The sequence below is a fragment of the Vibrio wakamikoensis genome, assembly GCF_050337275.1.
Classification (GTDB): Bacteria; Pseudomonadota; Gammaproteobacteria; order Enterobacterales; family Vibrionaceae; genus Vibrio; species Vibrio chaetopteri.
The window spans coordinates 16,178-33,293 of sequence record NZ_JAKJST010000046.1 but is presented as its reverse complement, the minus strand read 5'-3'; the positions used below and the strand labels follow the sequence as shown (position 1 = coordinate 33,293).

Sequence of the window (17,116 nt, the reverse complement as noted above, 5' to 3'; positions counted from 1 at the left end):
GTCCGGCGTTTGATTGGAATGGGTATGTCTAGCTCGACTCAAGTCAGCTAAACCAGTCATTCCTTGCTCGCGGAAACGGTTGATCCATTTGTAGCCTGTTTTACGAGCTATGCCATAACGCTGGCACAGCTCGCTAATAGAAAATCGATGGCTAAGCCAATCTTCAATGAAAAGTTCTCTTTGGCTCATGATGCAAGTCTCTTCCCATGGCATAAGCTTCTCCTCTTCGAAGCTTACACATTAGCACTTGTTACCCATGTGCCCGGTTAGAACTGTTACCTATGAGCCCGGTCAATACCAAAATTGCCGTCATTCCCTTGAAAAAGGGAATCTCATTCAGCGCGTCGAAAAGCTAAATTACGTGACTTAGTCGAATTTTTTTAATTGGTTACACGTGGTTGGAGATCCTCACTTTCGTGAGGACGACGGCTATATGAGGTACGTTAGAAGCAAAACAAACTAGATTGTTTATGTCCAAAAGCGTTTCAAAAACTGCTCAATCTATTTTGTCATCTCTTATAGCGTTGCTGCTAGCAAAGCGCCTAAAAAGGGTCAGACTTTAATGTCCATACCGTTATTAGGAGCTTGAAAGAAGCTCCTTTCATAACAATCTATATTGCCCTCCGACGGCCCTATCGTTGACCAACAACCTTACTGTTTTTGCGCTTGAACAATGAACATGTGGTAGCCAAACTCGTCAGCAAATTGAGTGCAGATCTCTACCTCATGCTTAATGTCTTTCCATGCTGCTTTTTCAGACATATCTGGTTCAAGCTCTTTGACACGTTCACCAAGCGGTCCATAGTAGTTCATCCAAGCTTCACGGCTCATCGGAAAGTGGTCAACAACGAGGTAACCCGCCTTTTTCATCTGCTCAAGACGAGTTTCTACCTGCTGGATATCTGGATATTCTTGATTCCAAAACTCAACAGACGCTTCACTTGGTGTCGGTGTCTTCCAAACCATGTCACTCAACATGATATATCCGTTGTCGGCTAAAAGAGGCTTCCATTGTGTTAGGGCTTTCTCAACACCCATGATGTAGGCACTGCCTTCTGCCCAGATAAGGTCGAAGCTTTTCTGTTCAAACGGTAGATCTGTCATGCTTGCAGCGACAGTAATTAGCCTTTTGGATAAGCCAAGCGCTTCGAAGCGCTCATTAAGTCGATCCAGCGCAGACTGCTCATTATCGATTGCAGTGATGTTTGCATTGCTGTTTTCTGCTAGTACTTTGGTTGCCAAGCCTTTACCACAGCCAACTTCAAGAAGCTGTTTCGGCGCTTTTGGTACTGCGTTGAGTGCTTTTCGTGTTTCCTGCTCACTTCCCGGCCCCCAACGCTCAAGCGTTTCAAAAACCGTCATAAAGTCAGCCATGTAAATTTCGTGTTCGTTCATATTTTTTGATAACCATTTCAGTCGCAGGGCATCTTTTTCACTAAAGCCCTGCTTAATCAACCAATCTAAATGAGCATCGGGTGCGAGTTTATCCAATCCTTCGTGCCACGCTTTTAGGTCTCCCTCACCCAGCATTGCCGCCAATAAATCGCGCGACTTCTGCTTGTGCTCAATCTCTTGTTCAAGCGTATGCAAACGGCTTTGCAGCAGCGCTCTATCGACTTTAGCTTCTAGACACGCTTTGCATTCTCTTAGTGTTAATCCACCCGCTTGCAATTGCTGTATCAATCGGACTCGTTGTAAATCTTTATCGCTGTAGACTCGGTAGCCGTTAGCCAACCTTTTGCCACAAATTAGCTTCTGTTTCTCGTAGTAAAGCAGCGCCGTTCGTGACAACCCAACTTCGGCTGCCAGCTCAGATATTCGATACACACTATCGCCCTCGGTGATTGATGGTTATGAACTTTAAACTATAAAGCTATAGACAGGTCAACGAGAAATTACAAAAAAACACCGCGGCCAAAGTGGCCGCGGCATCCTAACTACTAAAGCTTGAACTACGACTTCATTATTCAGTGCATATCAGCCGCTAGCGTTCATACCCCGAGTACTTCACGCCAGACAAATGTGCCATATCACGATCCCAAGTCGCTAAATCGTTACGGTTGAACTGACTCAAATCATGATGCCCACATGCTCTTGCCATCACTTGCATGAGTGTAACCGAGGCTTCAAAAAAGTTCTTAAGTTGGTTTGACGCTTTGTCTACATTCAATCTTTGGCGCAAGTCGGCTTCTTGAGTGGCGATCCCGGCTGGGCAATTATTGGTATTACACATTCTCGCCGCTACACAGCCTATTGATTGCATGGCACTATTTGATATTGCGACCCCATCGGCACCCAGCGCCATCGCTTTCACAAAATCCATTGGGACGCGCAGCCCACCAGTTATGATGAGCGTCACTTTGCCACTCATCCCTTGCTCATCTAGATATCGCCGCGCTCTCGCTAGAGCAGGAATGGTTGGCACACTGATGTGATCACGAAACATTTCTGGTGCAGCACCAGTACCGCCGCCTCGCCCATCTAAAATGATGTAATCCGCGCTGGCATCTAGGGCGAACTGAATGTCTTCTTCAATATGGTTCGCACTCAGTTTAAAACCGATTGGTATGCCTCCTGTGACTTCTCGTACTCGGTCTGCAAATGCTTTGAAGTCTTCAGCGCTATTGAGATCTTTAAAGGTCGGGGGCGAGATGGCTGGCTCGCCTTCGGGGATGCCGCGAACTTGAGAGATTTTGCCTATATTCTTGTTACCTGGAAGATGCCCGCCAGTACCCGTTTTCGCACCCTGCCCACCTTTGAAGTGAAAAGCTTGCACTGATTTGAGCTTGTCCTCATCGTAACCAAAGCCAGCACTGGCAAGCTCGTAAAAGTAGCGCGAGTTGGCAGCTTGCTCTTCAGGAAGCATGCCTCCCTCCCCTGAACAAATACCCGTTCCTGCTAGCTCAGCACCCGTTGCCAACGAAACCTTTGCTTCCTCAGATAGCGCGCCAAAGCTCATGTCAGATACGAATAAGGGAATATTAAGCTTAAGCGGCTTTTTGGCTTGCGGACCAATCACAAGCTCTGTACCCACCACCGCATCTTCCAACAAGGGTTTTGTCGCCATTTGAGCCACCATGACTTGCAGATCATCCCAATGAGGTAATAGATGTCGTGGTACACCCATCGAGGTCATGGGGCCATGATGCCCAAGCTTTGATAGTCCTTCGCGCGCGAGCTGATGAATAAACTCAACGGTAGGCTCCTCTTTAGTTTGGGTAGCGACTGGGGCGTCATTTGCTTTAGCGGTGACACCCGGCCCTTCAGTACCTACTTGTTCGTTTGAAAACTGTTTGTGGCTGCCATCGCAATAAGGAGGATTGGCGGTGTGTTTGCATCGACATAAAAAGGCATCTCCGTCTTTGTCGACAGAAAAGCTTTTTGGTTTGAAGTCTGTTCCTGCATGGGAGCCGTCACAAAAGGGTTGGTTTTTCGAGCGTCCACAGGTACAAAAATAATAGTCTTGCCCTGTTTTCACTTCGACCTTGATAGGTGTGTTGCCAGCGATTATGGGTTTGCTCATCGTGCTTTCCTTATATTCAACGCTTTCTAATGAAGGTTGTCAGGATAAGCATAGGTCAAAAATCAACCACTCATGCGCTCTTATCTAGCTGTGATTCAAAACGTTACAGCTGCGTTTCGCTCTTGACGTAAGTTGTTGAGAACTCGAACGTGTCGCAAGTGTGCTTAGCGACGGAGTATTCAAAAATTTGGCCGTTATCCAAGTAAGCATTCTGAGCGACACTCACTATATTGTCTCCAACAGGCAGACTGAGGTGCTCCGCCTCCGCTATGGTCGCATTAGCGATGGTGATTTTAAGATTAGCGCTATGTATCGTAAGGCCGAGCTTACCAGTGATATAACCATAGATGGATGCTTTAACATCCTCGATCGCTAAACGAGGAATGATGTTAGCGGACAAGTAGATGTACTCAATAATAGTTGGCACACCATCAAGCACACGGACACGAGTAATGTCGTAGACTGGTTCACCTATCTGGCATTTCAGTTTATCGGCGATAGCCTTATCGGCATTCACTTTGACAAACTTAACCACGCGCGTTTTGACCGACTTACCTTTCTCTTCTGCTCTTTTTTTGGTGCCCAGTAGATGTGAATCAGATACTGGACTTGAAGGCTGCTTAACAAACGAACCCGCCCCACGCTTACGCACGACTAAACCTTCTTTAACCAAGTAGTCTAGGGCTTTCTTAAGCGTTATCTCACTACACTGAAATTCATTCGCCAACGATTTTCCATCGGGAAGCTTACCCGATGGTGAATATTCGCCCGCTAAAATCCTGGCCTTCATTTCGTTGTAAATGCCCTGATATTTCACCATTCTCGCCTGATCCCTTTACTACGCCAACTCTCATTTGATGTGAGATTACTGTCTAATGATTCAACGCACAAGGCAAACCATTAAACAATATGGTTTAGTGTCCCAAAAACTAACAACATCACCACCAAAGCAGATCAACCTCTCATTTATAATCAATTTAACTTTTAAAACCATATGGTTTTAATAATATCGAACGCAGAAAACAAATACATGAAAAAGGGTTAATCGGAGTAGCTATGGCATTTCAAGAGAACTTCTTATGGGGCAGCGCATCCGCAGCCTATCAAATCGAAGGCGCAGCAAATCTAGATGGTAAAGGCGATTCGATTTGGGATGTGTACTCACGTGTTCCGGGCAATACGTTTAAAGATACAACAGGTGAAGTGGCGATCGACTTCTACCATAAATATGAAGAAGACATCGAACTGATGCGAGAGATGGGACTAAAGGCCTATCGCTTCTCTGTCGCTTGGACTCGAATCATGCCAGATGGCCGCACGGTAAACCCGAAGGGCGTAGAGTTCTACCATAACGTTATCAATAAACTGATCGAATGTGGTATCACACCGATCCTAACTATCTACCACTGGGATCTTCCACAAGCACTGCAAGACGAATATCAAGGCTGGGAAAGTCGTGAAATTCTGACGGACTTTACCCGTTATTGCGAAGTCTTATTCAGCGAGTATGGTGACAAAGTGCCGTACTGGGTTTGCATGAATGAGCAGAATATTTTCACAAGCCTAGGGTACGTTCAAAAGATCCATCCACCAAAAGTTTCTGATTACCAACGCTTTATCAATGCCAACCATATCGCAAGCCTAGCTAATGCAAATGCTGTGAAGCGATTCAAAGAGATGGGTATCAAGGGTCAAATTGGGGCGAGCTTTGCGTACAGCCCGACATACGCAAAAACCGCCTCTCCTGAGGATGTGATTGCCGCTGAAAACGCACAAGAAATACAAGATCTGCTCTGGATGGATGTCTACGCAAAAGGCGCCTATCCAAAGATTGGTCTAAAACTGCTAGAGCGTCTAGGCATCCACATCGATTTCCAAGAAGGCGATAAAGAACTGCTTAAAGCCGGTATCTGCGATTTCATGGGTCTAAACTATTATCAGTCTGCCACGTTTGTCGCACCTGAAAACCGCGAACAAACAGCACAAACCGGAAATGCCGCGCAAGTATCTGTCGTCTCTGATGTCGCTCGCATCCCTACCGATGATTACTATGTTCGCGCTGATAACGAGCACCTAAAAATGACGGATTGGAACTGGGCGATCGATCCTGAAGGCCTGCGCGTCGCACTTCGCCGCATCACGTCTCGCTACAACCTACCGATCCTTATCAGTGAAAATGGTTTAGGCGCGTACGACACATTGACTGAAGATGGTCGAGTGCACGATGACTATCGTATCTCATTCTTAAAAGCGCACGTTGAAGCGATTAACGATGCTATCGAAGATGGCTGTGAAGTGATCGGCTACTGCACTTGGTCTTATCAAGATCTATTCAGTTGGCTAAATGGTTATGCGAAACGTTATGGCTTCGTTTACGTTGACCGCGATGAAGAAAGCGAAAAAGACCTCAAACGTTACAAGAAAGATAGCTTCTATTGGTATCAAAGAGTCATAGAAACTAACGGTGAGAACCTCGATTAACCATCTTAAAAGGTCCAGTTTATCTGGACCTTTTCTTTTTGATGCAAGCAGTCTTTAACCAAAAACAGTGCTTGGAAGGTTTCCTTCATGACGCGTTCAAGCTAGACTCTGCCTCCCTACTTTTTCGTGAGATTTCACTATGACCGCACCCGCCACTTCCGCTATCGTACTCGACTTTGAGACTACGGGCTTATCACCGAACCAAGGCGATCGCGCTATCGAAATTGGTGCCGTGAAACTGGAAAATGGCCAAGTGGTTGATCGCTTTCAATCATTGATGAATCCAGGTTTTCGAGTCAGCAGCTTCATCGAGGGCTACACAGGCATCACCAACAATATGCTTAGCCACGCACCAAGCTGTGACGAAGTGATGAGTGAGTTCGTCGATTTTATTGGCGATGCCAATCTAGTGGCTCACAACGCTTCTTTCGATAAGCGTTTTCTAGATGCAGAACTGGATCTAATTGGTAAAGGTTATGGTGGAGAGTTTGCTTGTTCACTTTTGGTTTCTCGCCGATTAAACCAAGAAGCAAATTCACACAAATTGGGTGATCTGGTGGCTTACCATAACATTGCTAACGATGGTGTATTTCACCGCGCATTAGCTGACGCCGAAGTGACAGCGTCACTCTGGTTGCTTCTTGTGAACTCTCTTACCGAGAATCACGCAATTGCACAACCAAGTTTTGAGTTGATGCAAAAGCTCGCCAAGCAACCAAAAGCATCAGTTGGGAAATTCTTAACCAAACACAAATAGCACGACTTCAACCTATTAAAGAGACGACTATGACCACAACTTTTGACTCCATCGTCCCTGTCGGCGTTCGCTACATGGTGTTATCAGCGCTTGGCTTTGCGCTGATGTCGGCCTGTGTGAAATACGTGAGCACTTATGGTATTCCCGTATTTGAAATCGTAGCAGCGCGTGCATTGGTTTCACTGGTGCTAAGCTACCTAGATGTCAAAAGGAAAGGTATTTCTGTGTGGGGGCACAATAGGCCTTTGCTGCTATTGCGCGGTATCGTCGGCTCACTGGCTTTGATTTGTGTGTACTACGCAGTGACAACGCTACCTCTAGCCGAAGCAACAATACTCCAGTATATCCACCCTATTTTCACCGCCCTACTTGCGTTCTGGTTTCTAAAAGAAAGTATTCAGAAGTCGACCATCATTTGTATCGTGCTGAGTATCTTCGGCTTAACGTTTATGGTGGGGCCAACATTAGGCAGCAATACCGCGGAGTCACTGCCGTTATTTAGTGTGGGTATTGCGCTCCTTGGCGCATTTGGCAGCTCTATCGCTTACGTTATCGTTAGAAAGCTAAGCCAAACTGAAGACAGCTCAGTGATCATTTTCTATTTCCCATTGGTCGCATTGCCAGTCTCAATTCTATTAATTGGCGACGATTTCGTGATGCCAGATTGGTATCTCACTATGATGTTGGTGCTGGTGGGCGTCTTCACACAAATAGGTCAACTAGGTTTAACCAAAGCAATGCAAACCCAAGCAGCGGGTAAAGCTTCGGCATACTCCTATGTCCAGATAGTGTTCTCTATTTTGCTAGGTTTGGCGTTGTTCAATGAAGTCCCCACTGTTTGGACCTACATTGGTGGCTCACTCATTGTGACAGGGGCTCTCGTCAATACCTTCGGTAAACGAGTCGCTTCTAAATAAAACGCATCAATAACAGCGGGTACACGCAGCTACTGAGCCGCTTGTACTTGCTGCATTCGTTTGGCGCGCTCTTCTTCTTGCTCTACCAAGATTTTCTCATGAGTTCTGAAGAAAGGCAGATAGATAAAGTAAGAATTCACCATAGCAAACACCACCATTAGAGCGTTCATGTAGCTACCATTGGCAGCCCACGCAGCACCTATTGGGGCGGGCACCGACCATGGAATCATTAATACCACGCGATCCAATATCTCCGCCGACGTTAAGAACCATGCAATCGTAGCGTTGAGCATTGGGACAAAAATAAACGGCACAAGAAAAAGCGGGTTCATAATAATTGGGAAGCCGAACAATATTGGCTCGTTAATATTAAATATCGCGGGAATAGCGCCAACCTTACCCACCGACTTCAACTGTTTTGAACGGCTTTTAATCGCAAGATAGACCAAAGGCAATGTTGAACCTACCCCGCCGATAAGGACAAAAAAGTCCCAAAAAGCAGGTAGGTAGATATGAGGGAGTACCTGACCGCCAGCTTCCAACGCAGTTTGGTTCTCAAGTAGGTTAGACATCCAGAATGGATTCATAATTCCGGTAATGATCAGTGCACCATGAATCCCCATAAACCAAAGAAGCTGACAAATCAGTATCGAAATCAAAACCGCAGCGAGACTGTCTGAGGCCAGTACCAACGGACGAAACAGCTCTTCTATCAATTGAGGGAAATGCACTCCGAACTGAGCATCAAGAAAAACATTGAATGTCGAAATACTGATCATCACAGCAAAGATCGGCACGATGAGCTTAAAACTTTGAATCGTTAAGATAGGCACGTCTTCTGGCATCTTGATGTACCAGCCCATACGGATAAAGAACCTAACGACTTCTATTGAATACAGACTCGCGATAAGCGCAGTAAACAGACCGGCACCACCTAAGTAGCGAGCATCTTCTTGCCCATCGATATAGAATCCGGCCAGCATGAGAAACGCCATACACCCCGTCAATCCAGACAGTCGCTCTGGCAACTGATAGCTCTTCGCGAGGCTGGCCGAAACGCCAAAAGAAACAATAAGCCCTACGACGCCCAGTGTCAGTTGATAAGTTGGCAGCAAGATGGGTCTTAACGCCAGAGATAAGTCCATCCAAGCCATCGACATCCAAGACTCGGAATCGGCAAACGGAGGAAAGATAATCGGGACAAACATACAGCCGACAAAAATGAAAGGCATTGCCAACTGGAAACCATCACGCATAGCCATAAGGTGCTGACTGCGCATCAGCAATTTTGCTACAGGATTCATGAACTGCTCTACCTGATTGGCACACAGTCTCATAATGGATTGGTTCATTTACTCTACCGGCTATATGGATCCGCGTCAGGATACCCGAATACACTGACTCTCGGAAACCGATTATCCAAATCTGCCGTCTCCACCACGTTTTTTACCCCATCACTCGCTAAATTCCGAATTTAGATCACGATTCACCTACTACTCAGCCATTTCTAATGCTGAATTTAAGGTCATCAGCGCCATTTGCAGCGCTGGGTTTCCCAGGTCAAGATCATTCGTTAACTGTGTCACGAATTTTTCGCCATAACTCTGGTTTCCAGTGATCGTTTTCACACTTAAACGGAAATCATTTGGAAACCGGTTTCCAAATGATTTCCTTAAGGGCATATTGATTAGGAATTCAAGATTCTGGAGAAGAAAAAATGAAAAAAATTATGCTTTGCTGCTCTGCTGGTATGTCTACCTCTCTACTGGTTAAGAAAATGGAAGCGTCTGCGCAAGAACGCGGTATCGAGGCTCAAATCAAAGCATTTGGCGCAAGTGAGTTCGACGTTCAAGTAGGTAACTACGAGGTTGTTCTTCTTGGTCCTCAAGTGAAATACATGCAAGCGGATTTCCAAAAGAAAGCAGATGCTCACGGCATCAAAGTTGAGCCAATCAACATGATGGATTACGGCATGCAGAAAGGCGATAAAGTGCTTGATTTTGCACTAGAACTTATCGGCTAACCTGTTTTTGCTCGGCGTCCCCCCTTAGTCAATTTTCGACGCCGAGCGTTTCTTAACTTTTATCTTAACGAGAGTAACGACATGGGCGCTATGTACGACAAAATGGTCAATGTTATCGAGCAAAAGGTCACCCCTATTGCTGGTAAAATTGGTCAACAAAAATACATCACTTCTATACGTGACGGCTTCATTGCTGCACTACCTTTTATGATTGTTGGTTCTTTCATGCTGGTGTTTATCTTCCCTCCGTTTTCTGCGGAAACAACTTGGGGATTTGCACGCGCATGGCTAGATTTTTCTGAGACATATCGTGAGCAGCTTATACTGCCATTCAACTTGAGTATGGGGATCATGACCATATTCATATCGGTGGGGATAGCGTCAAGCTTGGCTCGCCATCACGATCTTGATCCTGTTACGACAGGTTTGCTATCACTAATGAGCTTCTTGCTTGTTGCAGCGCCAGTTCAAGACGGCATGCTGTCAATGCAATACTTCTCTGGTCAGGGTATCTTCACGGCGATCATGACGGCGTTGTACTCTACTGAAGTTTACGCATTCCTGAAGCGCAACAACATCACTATTAAACTTCCACCTGAAGTACCAACAGGTGTTGCGCGTTCATTTGAAATCCTGATCCCTGTGCTGGCAATCATCATCACGCTTCACCCTCTGAACCTGTTCATCGAAGCGCAAACTGGCATGATCATCCCAGAAGCAATCATGGCTCTCGTTCAGCCGCTTGTTTCTGCCTCTGACACCCTACCAGCAGTTCTACTAGCGGTACTCGTTTGTCAGATTCTTTGGTTTGCTGGTATCCATGGCGCACTAATCGTGACAGGTATCATGAACCCATTCTGGATGGCGAACCTATCAGTTAACCAAGCAGCAATGGCAGCAGGTGAAGCCATTCCGCACATCTTCGTTCAAGGTTTCTGGGATCACTACCTACTTATTGGTGGCGTAGGTTCAACACTTCCACTTGCGTTCCTACTACTTCGTAGTAAAGCCGTTCACCTGCGTACCATTGGTAAGATGGGTACCGTACCAGGCCTATTTAACATCAACGAGCCAATTCTATTTGGTGCGCCAATCATCATGAACCCTGTGTTCTTCCTGCCATTCATCTTGGTACCAATGGTGAACGCGACTCTAGGTTGGTTTGCTCTTGACTGGGGTCTAGTTGAGCGTGTGGTTTCTCTAACGCCTTGGACAACACCAGGACCTATCGGTGCATCGTGGGCAGCTAACTGGGCATTCAGTCCTGTCATCATGTGCTTCATCTGTATGGCTATGTCAGCAATGATGTACCTACCATTCCTAAAAGCTTATGAGAAACAACTTCTTGAGCAAGAAGCAGCGGACGAGAAAAAGCAACAGGAAGCGGCAGGTCAGCCAGTAACAGCATAATCATCCAGTTCTGAGCTATCAGACACTGTTGAAACAAATAATAAAAAAGTCGCCCCCTAGTCTTAATTGGGGTTGAGCGTGGGGCGACACTGTCTACCTTTCGGTAGGCTCCATTTAAGAATTTAAGAGGTAAGCAAAATGGAAACTATGGATCTAGAAGAACAAGTGATGGGCATCATCATCAATGCGGGTCAGTCTCGCAGCCTGTGTTATGAAGCACTTCGCCATGCTAAAAACGGCGAGTTTGAAGAGGCTGAAGGCTTGATGAAAGAAGCGCAAGAGTTTGCAAACCAAGCTCACTTAGTTCAGACCCAGCTTATTGAAGCCGACGAAGGCACGGGCAAAATGAAGATGACGCTAGTGATGGTTCACGCACAAGATCACCTAATGACTTCCATGCTTGCGAAAGAGTTAGTCGCGGAAATGATTGAACTACACAAGCGTACCGCTAAGTAATTCGGTCTCACTTTACTTTTTTCAGTTTTTTCGACCATTCACGGGGCGAGTCAGGCATGAAAGCGTCTTATAGGAGCGTTTTCAATATCTTTGGTCGTAGCAGCTTAGTCGTAAAAGCCCAGTCGTGCTCCTTACGCTGAGCTGCTTTTTTTCTCACCTTATATCCTCTCATCAGACTTGGATCACTACCTCTGAAAGAGTACAATAACGGAAATCTTGGGAAACGGTTTCCCAGTTCTAGAAACTCTATGAATCTATTAAGGTTGTTGTCATGGCTACTATCACCGATGTCTCTCTGCTAGCAAACGTATCGAAAGCGACCGTTTCTCGCGTGATGAGCGGCAGCCGTGGTGTTAAGCCAGAGAGTCGTGAGGCTGTATTACGCGCCGCCGAAGAACTTAACTACCGCCCAAATGCCGCTGCACAAACACTGGCAAATCAACGCTCCGATTATATTGGCGTTATCCTTTCCTCTAGCGACGCTGGACAAGTGTCTACTTACCTACCTCTGCTTGCAAAATCACTGAAAGCGAAAGGCAAACACATGCTGGTTCAATTTGCAGAAACCGCAGACGAGCAAGTTCGTATGGTGGAAGAACTTAATCAAAGACACTGTGACGCCATCATCTCACTCGGTGGCACGATTCAATCCTTAGCTAACGACAACGTCATTGCCATCGATAGTTTAGCGAGCGCTGAGCATGCTATCGGATACGATTACAAATTTGCAGCAGAGAGTGCGTGCCGCTTCTTATCGAGCAAAGGTCACGCAAGCATAGCCATTGTAGTAGACGATGAAAGTTACGCATCGACACAAGTGCTCGAAGGCTATAAAACATCGCTACAAAACTCGGCAATGCCAGTCAACAGACAGCTTATCGTGACAGCAAATGGCAACAATGAGCAAGCAATTATGTCGCTATTAAACAGCTACCACCCGTTTACGGCCTTAGTAGTGATGCGTGACAGCCAAGCTGCTGTAGCAATGAACCTGTTCAGAGATTTCAATTTGGCGACACCTCAAGAAGTTTCGATCGTGTCACTGGAAGATTCACAATTGGCAAGCCAGCTCAATCCTCCCCTCACCTGCATCAGCTACCCTTCACAGCAGATCGTCGATATGGCTATGGAGAAGTTAGACGCAATTCTGGAAGACAAACCGATGTCGCACAAGCCTCTAATTACTGGCCGACTCGTCACTCGTGAATCGGTTATCAATCGTCGTTAGCATAGCTAGAATGGTGTTGGACAACGGGCTTTAATGCTCGTCTTACAACGATGAGAAGCCACCAAATGACGCCAAAGGCCAATAGCATTCTTAACGTATAGGTCGCCGTTCTCAGCAATACTGCACTGCGTGATACCGATACCTTTAACTCATAAGGGTATTGTGGCGATACAACACGATGGCTAAGAACAAAAGTAGACCAAAAACTGTTATCGATATTGACGTGTTCACTTGAATAACGCGGCAGTGACTCTCCCAATAAATACACCTGATAAAAGTAATCGCGAAGCGGGCTCTCTAACCAGTGTCCCAACATTCTGCGCGGATTTATATAAGCAAAATACTCGGTTTCTCCTACCTGCTGAGCAACAACAAACGATGGCTCCGGGAAGTATGTCGTAAGCAGAGACCAACCAATAAACACACCTTGTTCACTGGTATTGCCAGCCCAATAGCTTTTGTTTGATGACACTTCTCCAAACAAGCTGCACGCATACCAGCCCGTTGTGTGGTTTCTTACATAGCCGAGCGCTCGAACTTCCTCTTCGATATACGCCTTTCGATTGTAGAATCGGCGATGTTCTGATTCGCACCCTTCATGCTTGGGTAGAGACACCACCAAATTCAGCGTCGATTCAATCCTACTATCGATGCTTGTCAAACTGGCCTCAAGTTCGTTGGCGATGTCTTGTTTAATGGTGGCGGTTGCAAAGATATAACTCAAAACACTGAGCAGTACTGTTAGCAACAGTGAATAGATGACAACTCTCATTTTTGCTCCTGCACCTTCTCAGGCTGCACCTGCTTTTTACGAAAGCCAATCATTGCAATGGCACCCACTACCATTCCGAACACCACCAACAACCTTACGATAAAGGTGACGATTCCTTGCCTGTATAGAGCAGTATCTTTATAGAGTGAAATCGAAATAGGAAACAATAGCGACTCTTTGGTGGCTTTGTAATCCCCAAATGAAGCGCTATTTTTCTGCAAAAGTGGCGTTTCGTCGTTTGAGAAGTGAAGGATCCGATGAGTTTCCTGAGGCGCTTCTTGTACCCACCATCCCAATATCGCCGTGGGGTTAATCGTTGCAATAGCGACGTTATCATCTCGATAAAGTGCTAGCGCGTAAGAAGTATTACCGTCATGAGTGGGTGAGCGCAACTTGGCAAAGCCAATATCCCCTTTTCGAGCTTCATTCCAAAACGAATTATCCAGCGGCTGATTCGTAGGTCCTAGGTTGCTGCAAAATTGATAAAGATCTGGTTGCTTGGTACCAACAAAAAGGCCGCGCATTGAAACGCTGCGAAAAACCGTATGACCAAGCTCTGTCTGCATCGATTTATCGCACTCTGCTAAAGGAAACAGATAGTTAGACAATACATGCAGCTCTGACTGGATTTGGGTAAGCTGACGCTCGACACCACTTAGCACTTGCTGTGCTTCTTGATGAGCCTGTTCGCGAAACGTAAAGAACTGATACACACAGCCAATCAGCAGCGTGTAGAGAAAAATATAGAAAATATTGGTGAAGGACTGTTTTAATTGCATTGAATAAATTTGCGCTGAATTTCCTCACTGTTATACAGCATCAAATTTATACGAACCTTATCCCACCTCAAATTTCTAAACATTGTTTATATATATTGCGAGACGTCATTCAAAATTAAAATGAAATAAAAACCACATATACACTGTATAAATATTACGTAAAACAACCATCACGGAATATTCTCATTTAGTCTAAGTATTTATACGACATGGCACTCGCTATTTTTCAACCACTTGAAGAAGAGAGCCTTTAAGCAGCCGATAACTGATCCAAACCAAACCCACTATACACATCACGCGCAACCAATAAATCCCACTACGTTTCAACACATCGACAAACGAAGCCGTCGCTTGAATGGAATAAGGATGGTGCTTAGAATGCGCCGTTTGTAGCAACATGCTTTGCATTCTCAAAGGTGAACGTGTGTAAAAAGGCACGCAGTCCGAGTCCAACGTCAGGCTGTAATTTGCATAATGAAGGCTTGGTTCAATCCAGTAACCAAGCACTCTTCTTGGATTGACGTAAGCGAAGGCTTTCTGCTTCCCTTTATCTTTGGATACAACAAACGAAGTTTCTGGGAAGTGTACTGTCAACAATGAGTGTCCAATAAACACCCCCTCTTTTTTGCTGCCTTGCCAGTAATTAAGCTTAGAAAGTTGGCGCCCGAGCATGCTACAAACATGCCATTGTTCGCCCGTGTCATAGATATAACCCACCGCACGAATACGCTCGTTTTCATGTGCAATATTGGCGTACTCTCGCTTCACTTCATCACCACAATTGGGATCGCTTGGCAGCATGTCGATAACATTGAGAATACTCTTTATCTCCCTATCCACCCTTGCTGTTGCGCCGATCGCACTCGTCTCCAATTCATGTGTAATTCTGAAATAGGCACCAACTAGGCTCACCAATGCCGATAGCGACATCACCACCAGCCACTTAATCATGACTCACCTCAAAGTCTTGCTCAGGGTTTTCTCTGCGTGTGCTACGACGATAAACGTCAAACAGCAACAGGCTACCAAATACCAATACTCCGCCGAGCGTTAGCCGCTCGATAAAGGTTAAAAGCTTACCCCAAAGCACAGTAATAGGTTGCGTCACACGAATCTGTATTGGGTAGCGCTCGGAATCGGTCGTCATTTCAATGCCATCACCATCGGCAATATCGATACCACGAGACAACAACGCTTCACCATTACTAAAAGACAGGACAGCCTTGGTCTCCGGGAAAAATGGTTCAATCCACCAGCCAAGAATAATGCGCGGGTTAATAGCACCGAGGACAATGGTATTGTCTTTGATAATCGCTAAGGCATAGGAGGGATCGCGTCGATACTCAATCTGCTTGATTTTGGCAAACGCCACATCTCGGCTGTATCTAGCATCCCAAAATGTCGACGTAACCGCAGCTTTGTGCTGACCAAAATTACTACAAGCGATAAAAGATTCCTCATCGCCGCTTTGCACTGTTCCAACCGCGAGTCCACGTAAGCCTATGCTTCGAAACACATGATGAGCCAGAACCTTTTGCGCTTCAGTGCTGCAATCCGTCGGTTGATAAACGGCTCTCAACTCTCTTTCGATCTTTGATAGTTGAAACTCAACTTTGCTAAGAATTTGCTCAGCGCTGCTGCTCAGCTCCTGACGAAACGTGAGTACTTGATAAACACAACCAATAAGCAGCGTATAGAGAAAGATGAAGATCAGATTTTGCCAAGTGCGCTTGGGGAACATGCAATAAAACTACTCACAACCATAGAACTGGCGAATAATAATCACCACTTCGAAGCTATGTCTTTAATCTAACTCAACCTTTTGAGAGAGCTGTCTCAGTGAGTGAGAATTCAGTAGCATTAAGCTATAGCTGAGTCGCTTATAGCAGCGCAACAGAATATCTTGCAGTGTCAAATATCCCAATCACACTGAGTCACCAGGAATTACCCTACAACAACTTATTCTTATACTGCTCCGGCGTTTGCCCAGAATATTTCTTAAACATCGAGATAAATGGACTTGCTTGGTTATAACCGAGCGTAAACGCAACTTCTTTTACTGAATGGCCACTTCGTAATAGATCCATTGAAAACAAGTACCGTACTCGCAAGCGCCACTCGGTAAAACTCATGCCGAGTTCGCTTTGGCAGTAACGTGCAAGCGTGCGCTCGGTCGTATGAACTTTTGATGCCCACTCCTTAAGACTAATGTCGTTAGTTGGCTCTTCTTCAATGGCTGCCAGAATGGGGGCGAGGTATTTGTTATTACTAGAAGGTAGGAAGTGATGCTGCTCTTGCTGATCGCTCAGCTGGTCTAGGAGCACTTGGATCAGGCGCTGATCTTTTTCAGATTCGGCCACGTTAACGTTACGGTGACGAAAATCCTCAATGATCGAGGAGACGATCGGTGTCACTTTGATTAAGCTGGTTTTATCTGGAAACCCGTCAGTAAACTCGTGAGCAATATTAAGAGAGCAGTATTCGAGCGGTTTTCGGTTGTAGCTGCAATGCATCACGCCCGCCGGAACCCAAATGGCGAGGTGTGGCGGTGCTAGAAAACGCGTATCCTGCGCTTCCATTTCCAATATCCCACCGCTAATCAGCTGAACTTGTCCCCATGGGTGGCAATGAACGCGGGTTTCGGTGTTCGACAAAAACGCATCGAAGTTCATGAAAACATTGGAGGGCATCTTGTCTATAGACAAAGAGGGGTGCAAATTTCTAGTGTGTTTTTTCAACTTGTCTTCCTATCGCGCGCAATGTCGTTTTA

At 45.8% G+C, this 17,116-nt stretch carries 17 protein-coding genes; 7 read left to right on the top strand and 10 right to left on the bottom strand.

Annotated elements, in window-relative coordinates; genetic code table 11:
* The 4 genes from L4C42_RS22455 to L4C42_RS22440 form a co-directional block, all read right to left on the bottom strand.
* Window positions 1-213: helix-turn-helix domain-containing protein (locus L4C42_RS22455; RefSeq protein WP_429760650.1), on the bottom strand; the 213-nt coding region annotated here is incomplete at its 3' end.
* A gap of 438 nt (window positions 214-651) precedes the next feature.
* The gene (locus L4C42_RS22450) at window positions 652-1,827 is read right to left on the bottom strand and encodes a MerR family transcriptional regulator (protein ID WP_418642459.1); all 1,176 of its coding nucleotides are present in this window, start codon (window positions 1,825-1,827) and stop codon (window positions 652-654) included.
* A gap of 157 nt (window positions 1,828-1,984) precedes the next feature.
* Complete coding sequence (locus L4C42_RS22445; protein ID WP_429761786.1) at window positions 1,985-3,523, bottom strand: glutamate synthase-related protein; 1,539 nt, start codon at window positions 3,521-3,523, stop codon at window positions 1,985-1,987.
* A 103-nt stretch (window positions 3,524-3,626) separates the two neighbouring features.
* A complete protein-coding gene (locus L4C42_RS22440; RefSeq protein WP_353499015.1) occupies window positions 3,627-4,343 on the bottom strand; it encodes a GntR family transcriptional regulator in 717 nt (238 codons plus the stop codon).
* A gap of 236 nt (window positions 4,344-4,579) precedes the next feature.
* Here L4C42_RS22440 and L4C42_RS22435 point away from each other — a divergent pair, with 236 nt between their 5' ends.
* From L4C42_RS22435 to L4C42_RS22425, 3 genes are all read left to right on the top strand, one after another.
* A complete protein-coding gene (locus L4C42_RS22435; protein ID WP_353499014.1) occupies window positions 4,580-6,004 on the top strand; it encodes a glycoside hydrolase family 1 protein in 1,425 nt (474 codons plus the stop codon).
* Window positions 6,005-6,143: 139 nt separating this feature from the next.
* A complete protein-coding gene (locus L4C42_RS22430) occupies window positions 6,144-6,761 on the top strand; it encodes a 3'-5' exonuclease (RefSeq protein WP_353499013.1) in 618 nt (205 codons plus the stop codon).
* A 29-nt stretch (window positions 6,762-6,790) separates the two neighbouring features.
* Window positions 6,791-7,678, top strand: coding sequence for a DMT family transporter (locus L4C42_RS22425; RefSeq protein ID WP_429761785.1), 888 nt, complete (start codon window positions 6,791-6,793; stop codon window positions 7,676-7,678).
* 29 nt (window positions 7,679-7,707) lie between these two features.
* On the opposite strand, the gene L4C42_RS22420 is transcribed toward L4C42_RS22425, so the two are convergent.
* Window positions 7,708-9,030, bottom strand: coding sequence for a PTS sugar transporter subunit IIC (locus tag L4C42_RS22420; RefSeq protein ID WP_353499011.1), 1,323 nt, complete (start codon window positions 9,028-9,030; stop codon window positions 7,708-7,710).
* Window positions 9,031-9,395: 365 nt separating this feature from the next.
* Here L4C42_RS22420 and L4C42_RS22415 point away from each other — a divergent pair, with 365 nt between their 5' ends.
* From L4C42_RS22415 to L4C42_RS22400, 4 genes are all read left to right on the top strand, one after another.
* Window positions 9,396-9,701, top strand: coding sequence for a PTS sugar transporter subunit IIB (locus L4C42_RS22415; RefSeq protein ID WP_353499010.1), 306 nt, complete (start codon window positions 9,396-9,398; stop codon window positions 9,699-9,701).
* An 81-nt stretch (window positions 9,702-9,782) separates the two neighbouring features.
* The gene (locus tag L4C42_RS22410) at window positions 9,783-11,111 is read left to right on the top strand and encodes a PTS sugar transporter subunit IIC (protein WP_353499009.1); all 1,329 of its coding nucleotides are present in this window, start codon (window positions 9,783-9,785) and stop codon (window positions 11,109-11,111) included.
* A 147-nt stretch (window positions 11,112-11,258) separates the two neighbouring features.
* Complete coding sequence (gene chbA / locus L4C42_RS22405; RefSeq protein WP_031496580.1) at window positions 11,259-11,567, top strand: PTS N,N'-diacetylchitobiose transporter subunit IIA; 309 nt, start codon at window positions 11,259-11,261, stop codon at window positions 11,565-11,567.
* Between the two features lie 271 nt (window positions 11,568-11,838).
* Complete coding sequence (locus L4C42_RS22400) at window positions 11,839-12,795, top strand: LacI family DNA-binding transcriptional regulator (protein WP_353499008.1); 957 nt, start codon at window positions 11,839-11,841, stop codon at window positions 12,793-12,795.
* On the opposite strand, the gene L4C42_RS22395 is transcribed toward L4C42_RS22400, so the two are convergent.
* The 5 genes from L4C42_RS22395 to L4C42_RS22375 all read right to left on the bottom strand — a co-directional run bounded on the left by L4C42_RS22395 (window position 12,782) and on the right by L4C42_RS22375 (window position 17,084).
* Window positions 12,782-13,567, bottom strand: coding sequence for a hypothetical protein (locus tag L4C42_RS22395; protein WP_353499007.1), 786 nt, complete (start codon window positions 13,565-13,567; stop codon window positions 12,782-12,784). The two genes, L4C42_RS22400 and L4C42_RS22395, sit on opposite strands and share 14 nt — an antisense overlap.
* Window positions 13,564-14,346, bottom strand: a complete 783-nt coding sequence (locus L4C42_RS22390) for a hypothetical protein (protein ID WP_353499006.1) — start codon at window positions 14,344-14,346, stop codon at window positions 13,564-13,566. The genes L4C42_RS22395 and L4C42_RS22390 overlap by 4 nt, the downstream gene beginning before the upstream one ends.
* A gap of 219 nt (window positions 14,347-14,565) precedes the next feature.
* The gene (locus L4C42_RS22385) at window positions 14,566-15,297 is read right to left on the bottom strand and encodes a hypothetical protein (protein ID WP_353499005.1); all 732 of its coding nucleotides are present in this window, start codon (window positions 15,295-15,297) and stop codon (window positions 14,566-14,568) included.
* Window positions 15,290-16,087 carry a hypothetical protein gene (locus L4C42_RS22380; protein WP_353499004.1) on the bottom strand — a complete coding sequence of 266 codons (798 nt, stop codon included), beginning with the start codon at window positions 16,085-16,087 and terminating at the stop codon, window positions 15,290-15,292. The genes L4C42_RS22385 and L4C42_RS22380 overlap by 8 nt, the downstream gene beginning before the upstream one ends.
* A 208-nt stretch (window positions 16,088-16,295) precedes the next feature.
* The gene (locus L4C42_RS22375; RefSeq protein WP_353499003.1) at window positions 16,296-17,084 is read right to left on the bottom strand and encodes an AraC family transcriptional regulator; all 789 of its coding nucleotides are present in this window, start codon (window positions 17,082-17,084) and stop codon (window positions 16,296-16,298) included.
* Between the last annotated feature and the right edge of the window lie 32 nt (window positions 17,085-17,116).

Bases quoted from the DNA above. Each gene is read 5' to 3' on its own strand.
- L4C42_RS22445 (WP_429761786.1), bottom strand. From the start codon at position 3,523: ATGAGCAAACCCATAATCGCTGGCAACACACCTATCAAGGTCGAAGTG.
- L4C42_RS22425 (WP_429761785.1), top strand. From the start codon at position 6,791: ATGACCACAACTTTTGACTCCATCGTCCCTGTCGGCGTTCGCTACATG.
- L4C42_RS22400 (WP_353499008.1), top strand. From the start codon at position 11,839: ATGGCTACTATCACCGATGTCTCTCTGCTAGCAAACGTATCGAAAGCG.
- L4C42_RS22390 (WP_353499006.1), bottom strand. From the start codon at position 14,346: ATGCAATTAAAACAGTCCTTCACCAATATTTTCTATATTTTTCTCTAC.
- L4C42_RS22395 (WP_353499007.1), bottom strand. From the start codon at position 13,567: ATGAGAGTTGTCATCTATTCACTGTTGCTAACAGTACTGCTCAGTGTT.
- L4C42_RS22435 (WP_353499014.1), top strand. From the start codon at position 4,580: ATGGCATTTCAAGAGAACTTCTTATGGGGCAGCGCATCCGCAGCCTAT.
- L4C42_RS22380 (WP_353499004.1), bottom strand. From the start codon at position 16,087: ATGTTCCCCAAGCGCACTTGGCAAAATCTGATCTTCATCTTTCTCTAT.
- L4C42_RS22420 (WP_353499011.1), bottom strand. From the start codon at position 9,030: ATGAACCAATCCATTATGAGACTGTGTGCCAATCAGGTAGAGCAGTTC.
- L4C42_RS22415 (WP_353499010.1), top strand. From the start codon at position 9,396: ATGAAAAAAATTATGCTTTGCTGCTCTGCTGGTATGTCTACCTCTCTA.
- L4C42_RS22410 (WP_353499009.1), top strand. From the start codon at position 9,783: ATGGGCGCTATGTACGACAAAATGGTCAATGTTATCGAGCAAAAGGTC.
- L4C42_RS22385 (WP_353499005.1), bottom strand. From the start codon at position 15,297: ATGATTAAGTGGCTGGTGGTGATGTCGCTATCGGCATTGGTGAGCCTA.
- L4C42_RS22430 (WP_353499013.1), top strand. From the start codon at position 6,144: ATGACCGCACCCGCCACTTCCGCTATCGTACTCGACTTTGAGACTACG.
- chbA (WP_031496580.1), top strand. From the start codon at position 11,259: ATGGATCTAGAAGAACAAGTGATGGGCATCATCATCAATGCGGGTCAG.
- L4C42_RS22440 (WP_353499015.1), bottom strand. From the start codon at position 4,343: ATGGTGAAATATCAGGGCATTTACAACGAAATGAAGGCCAGGATTTTA.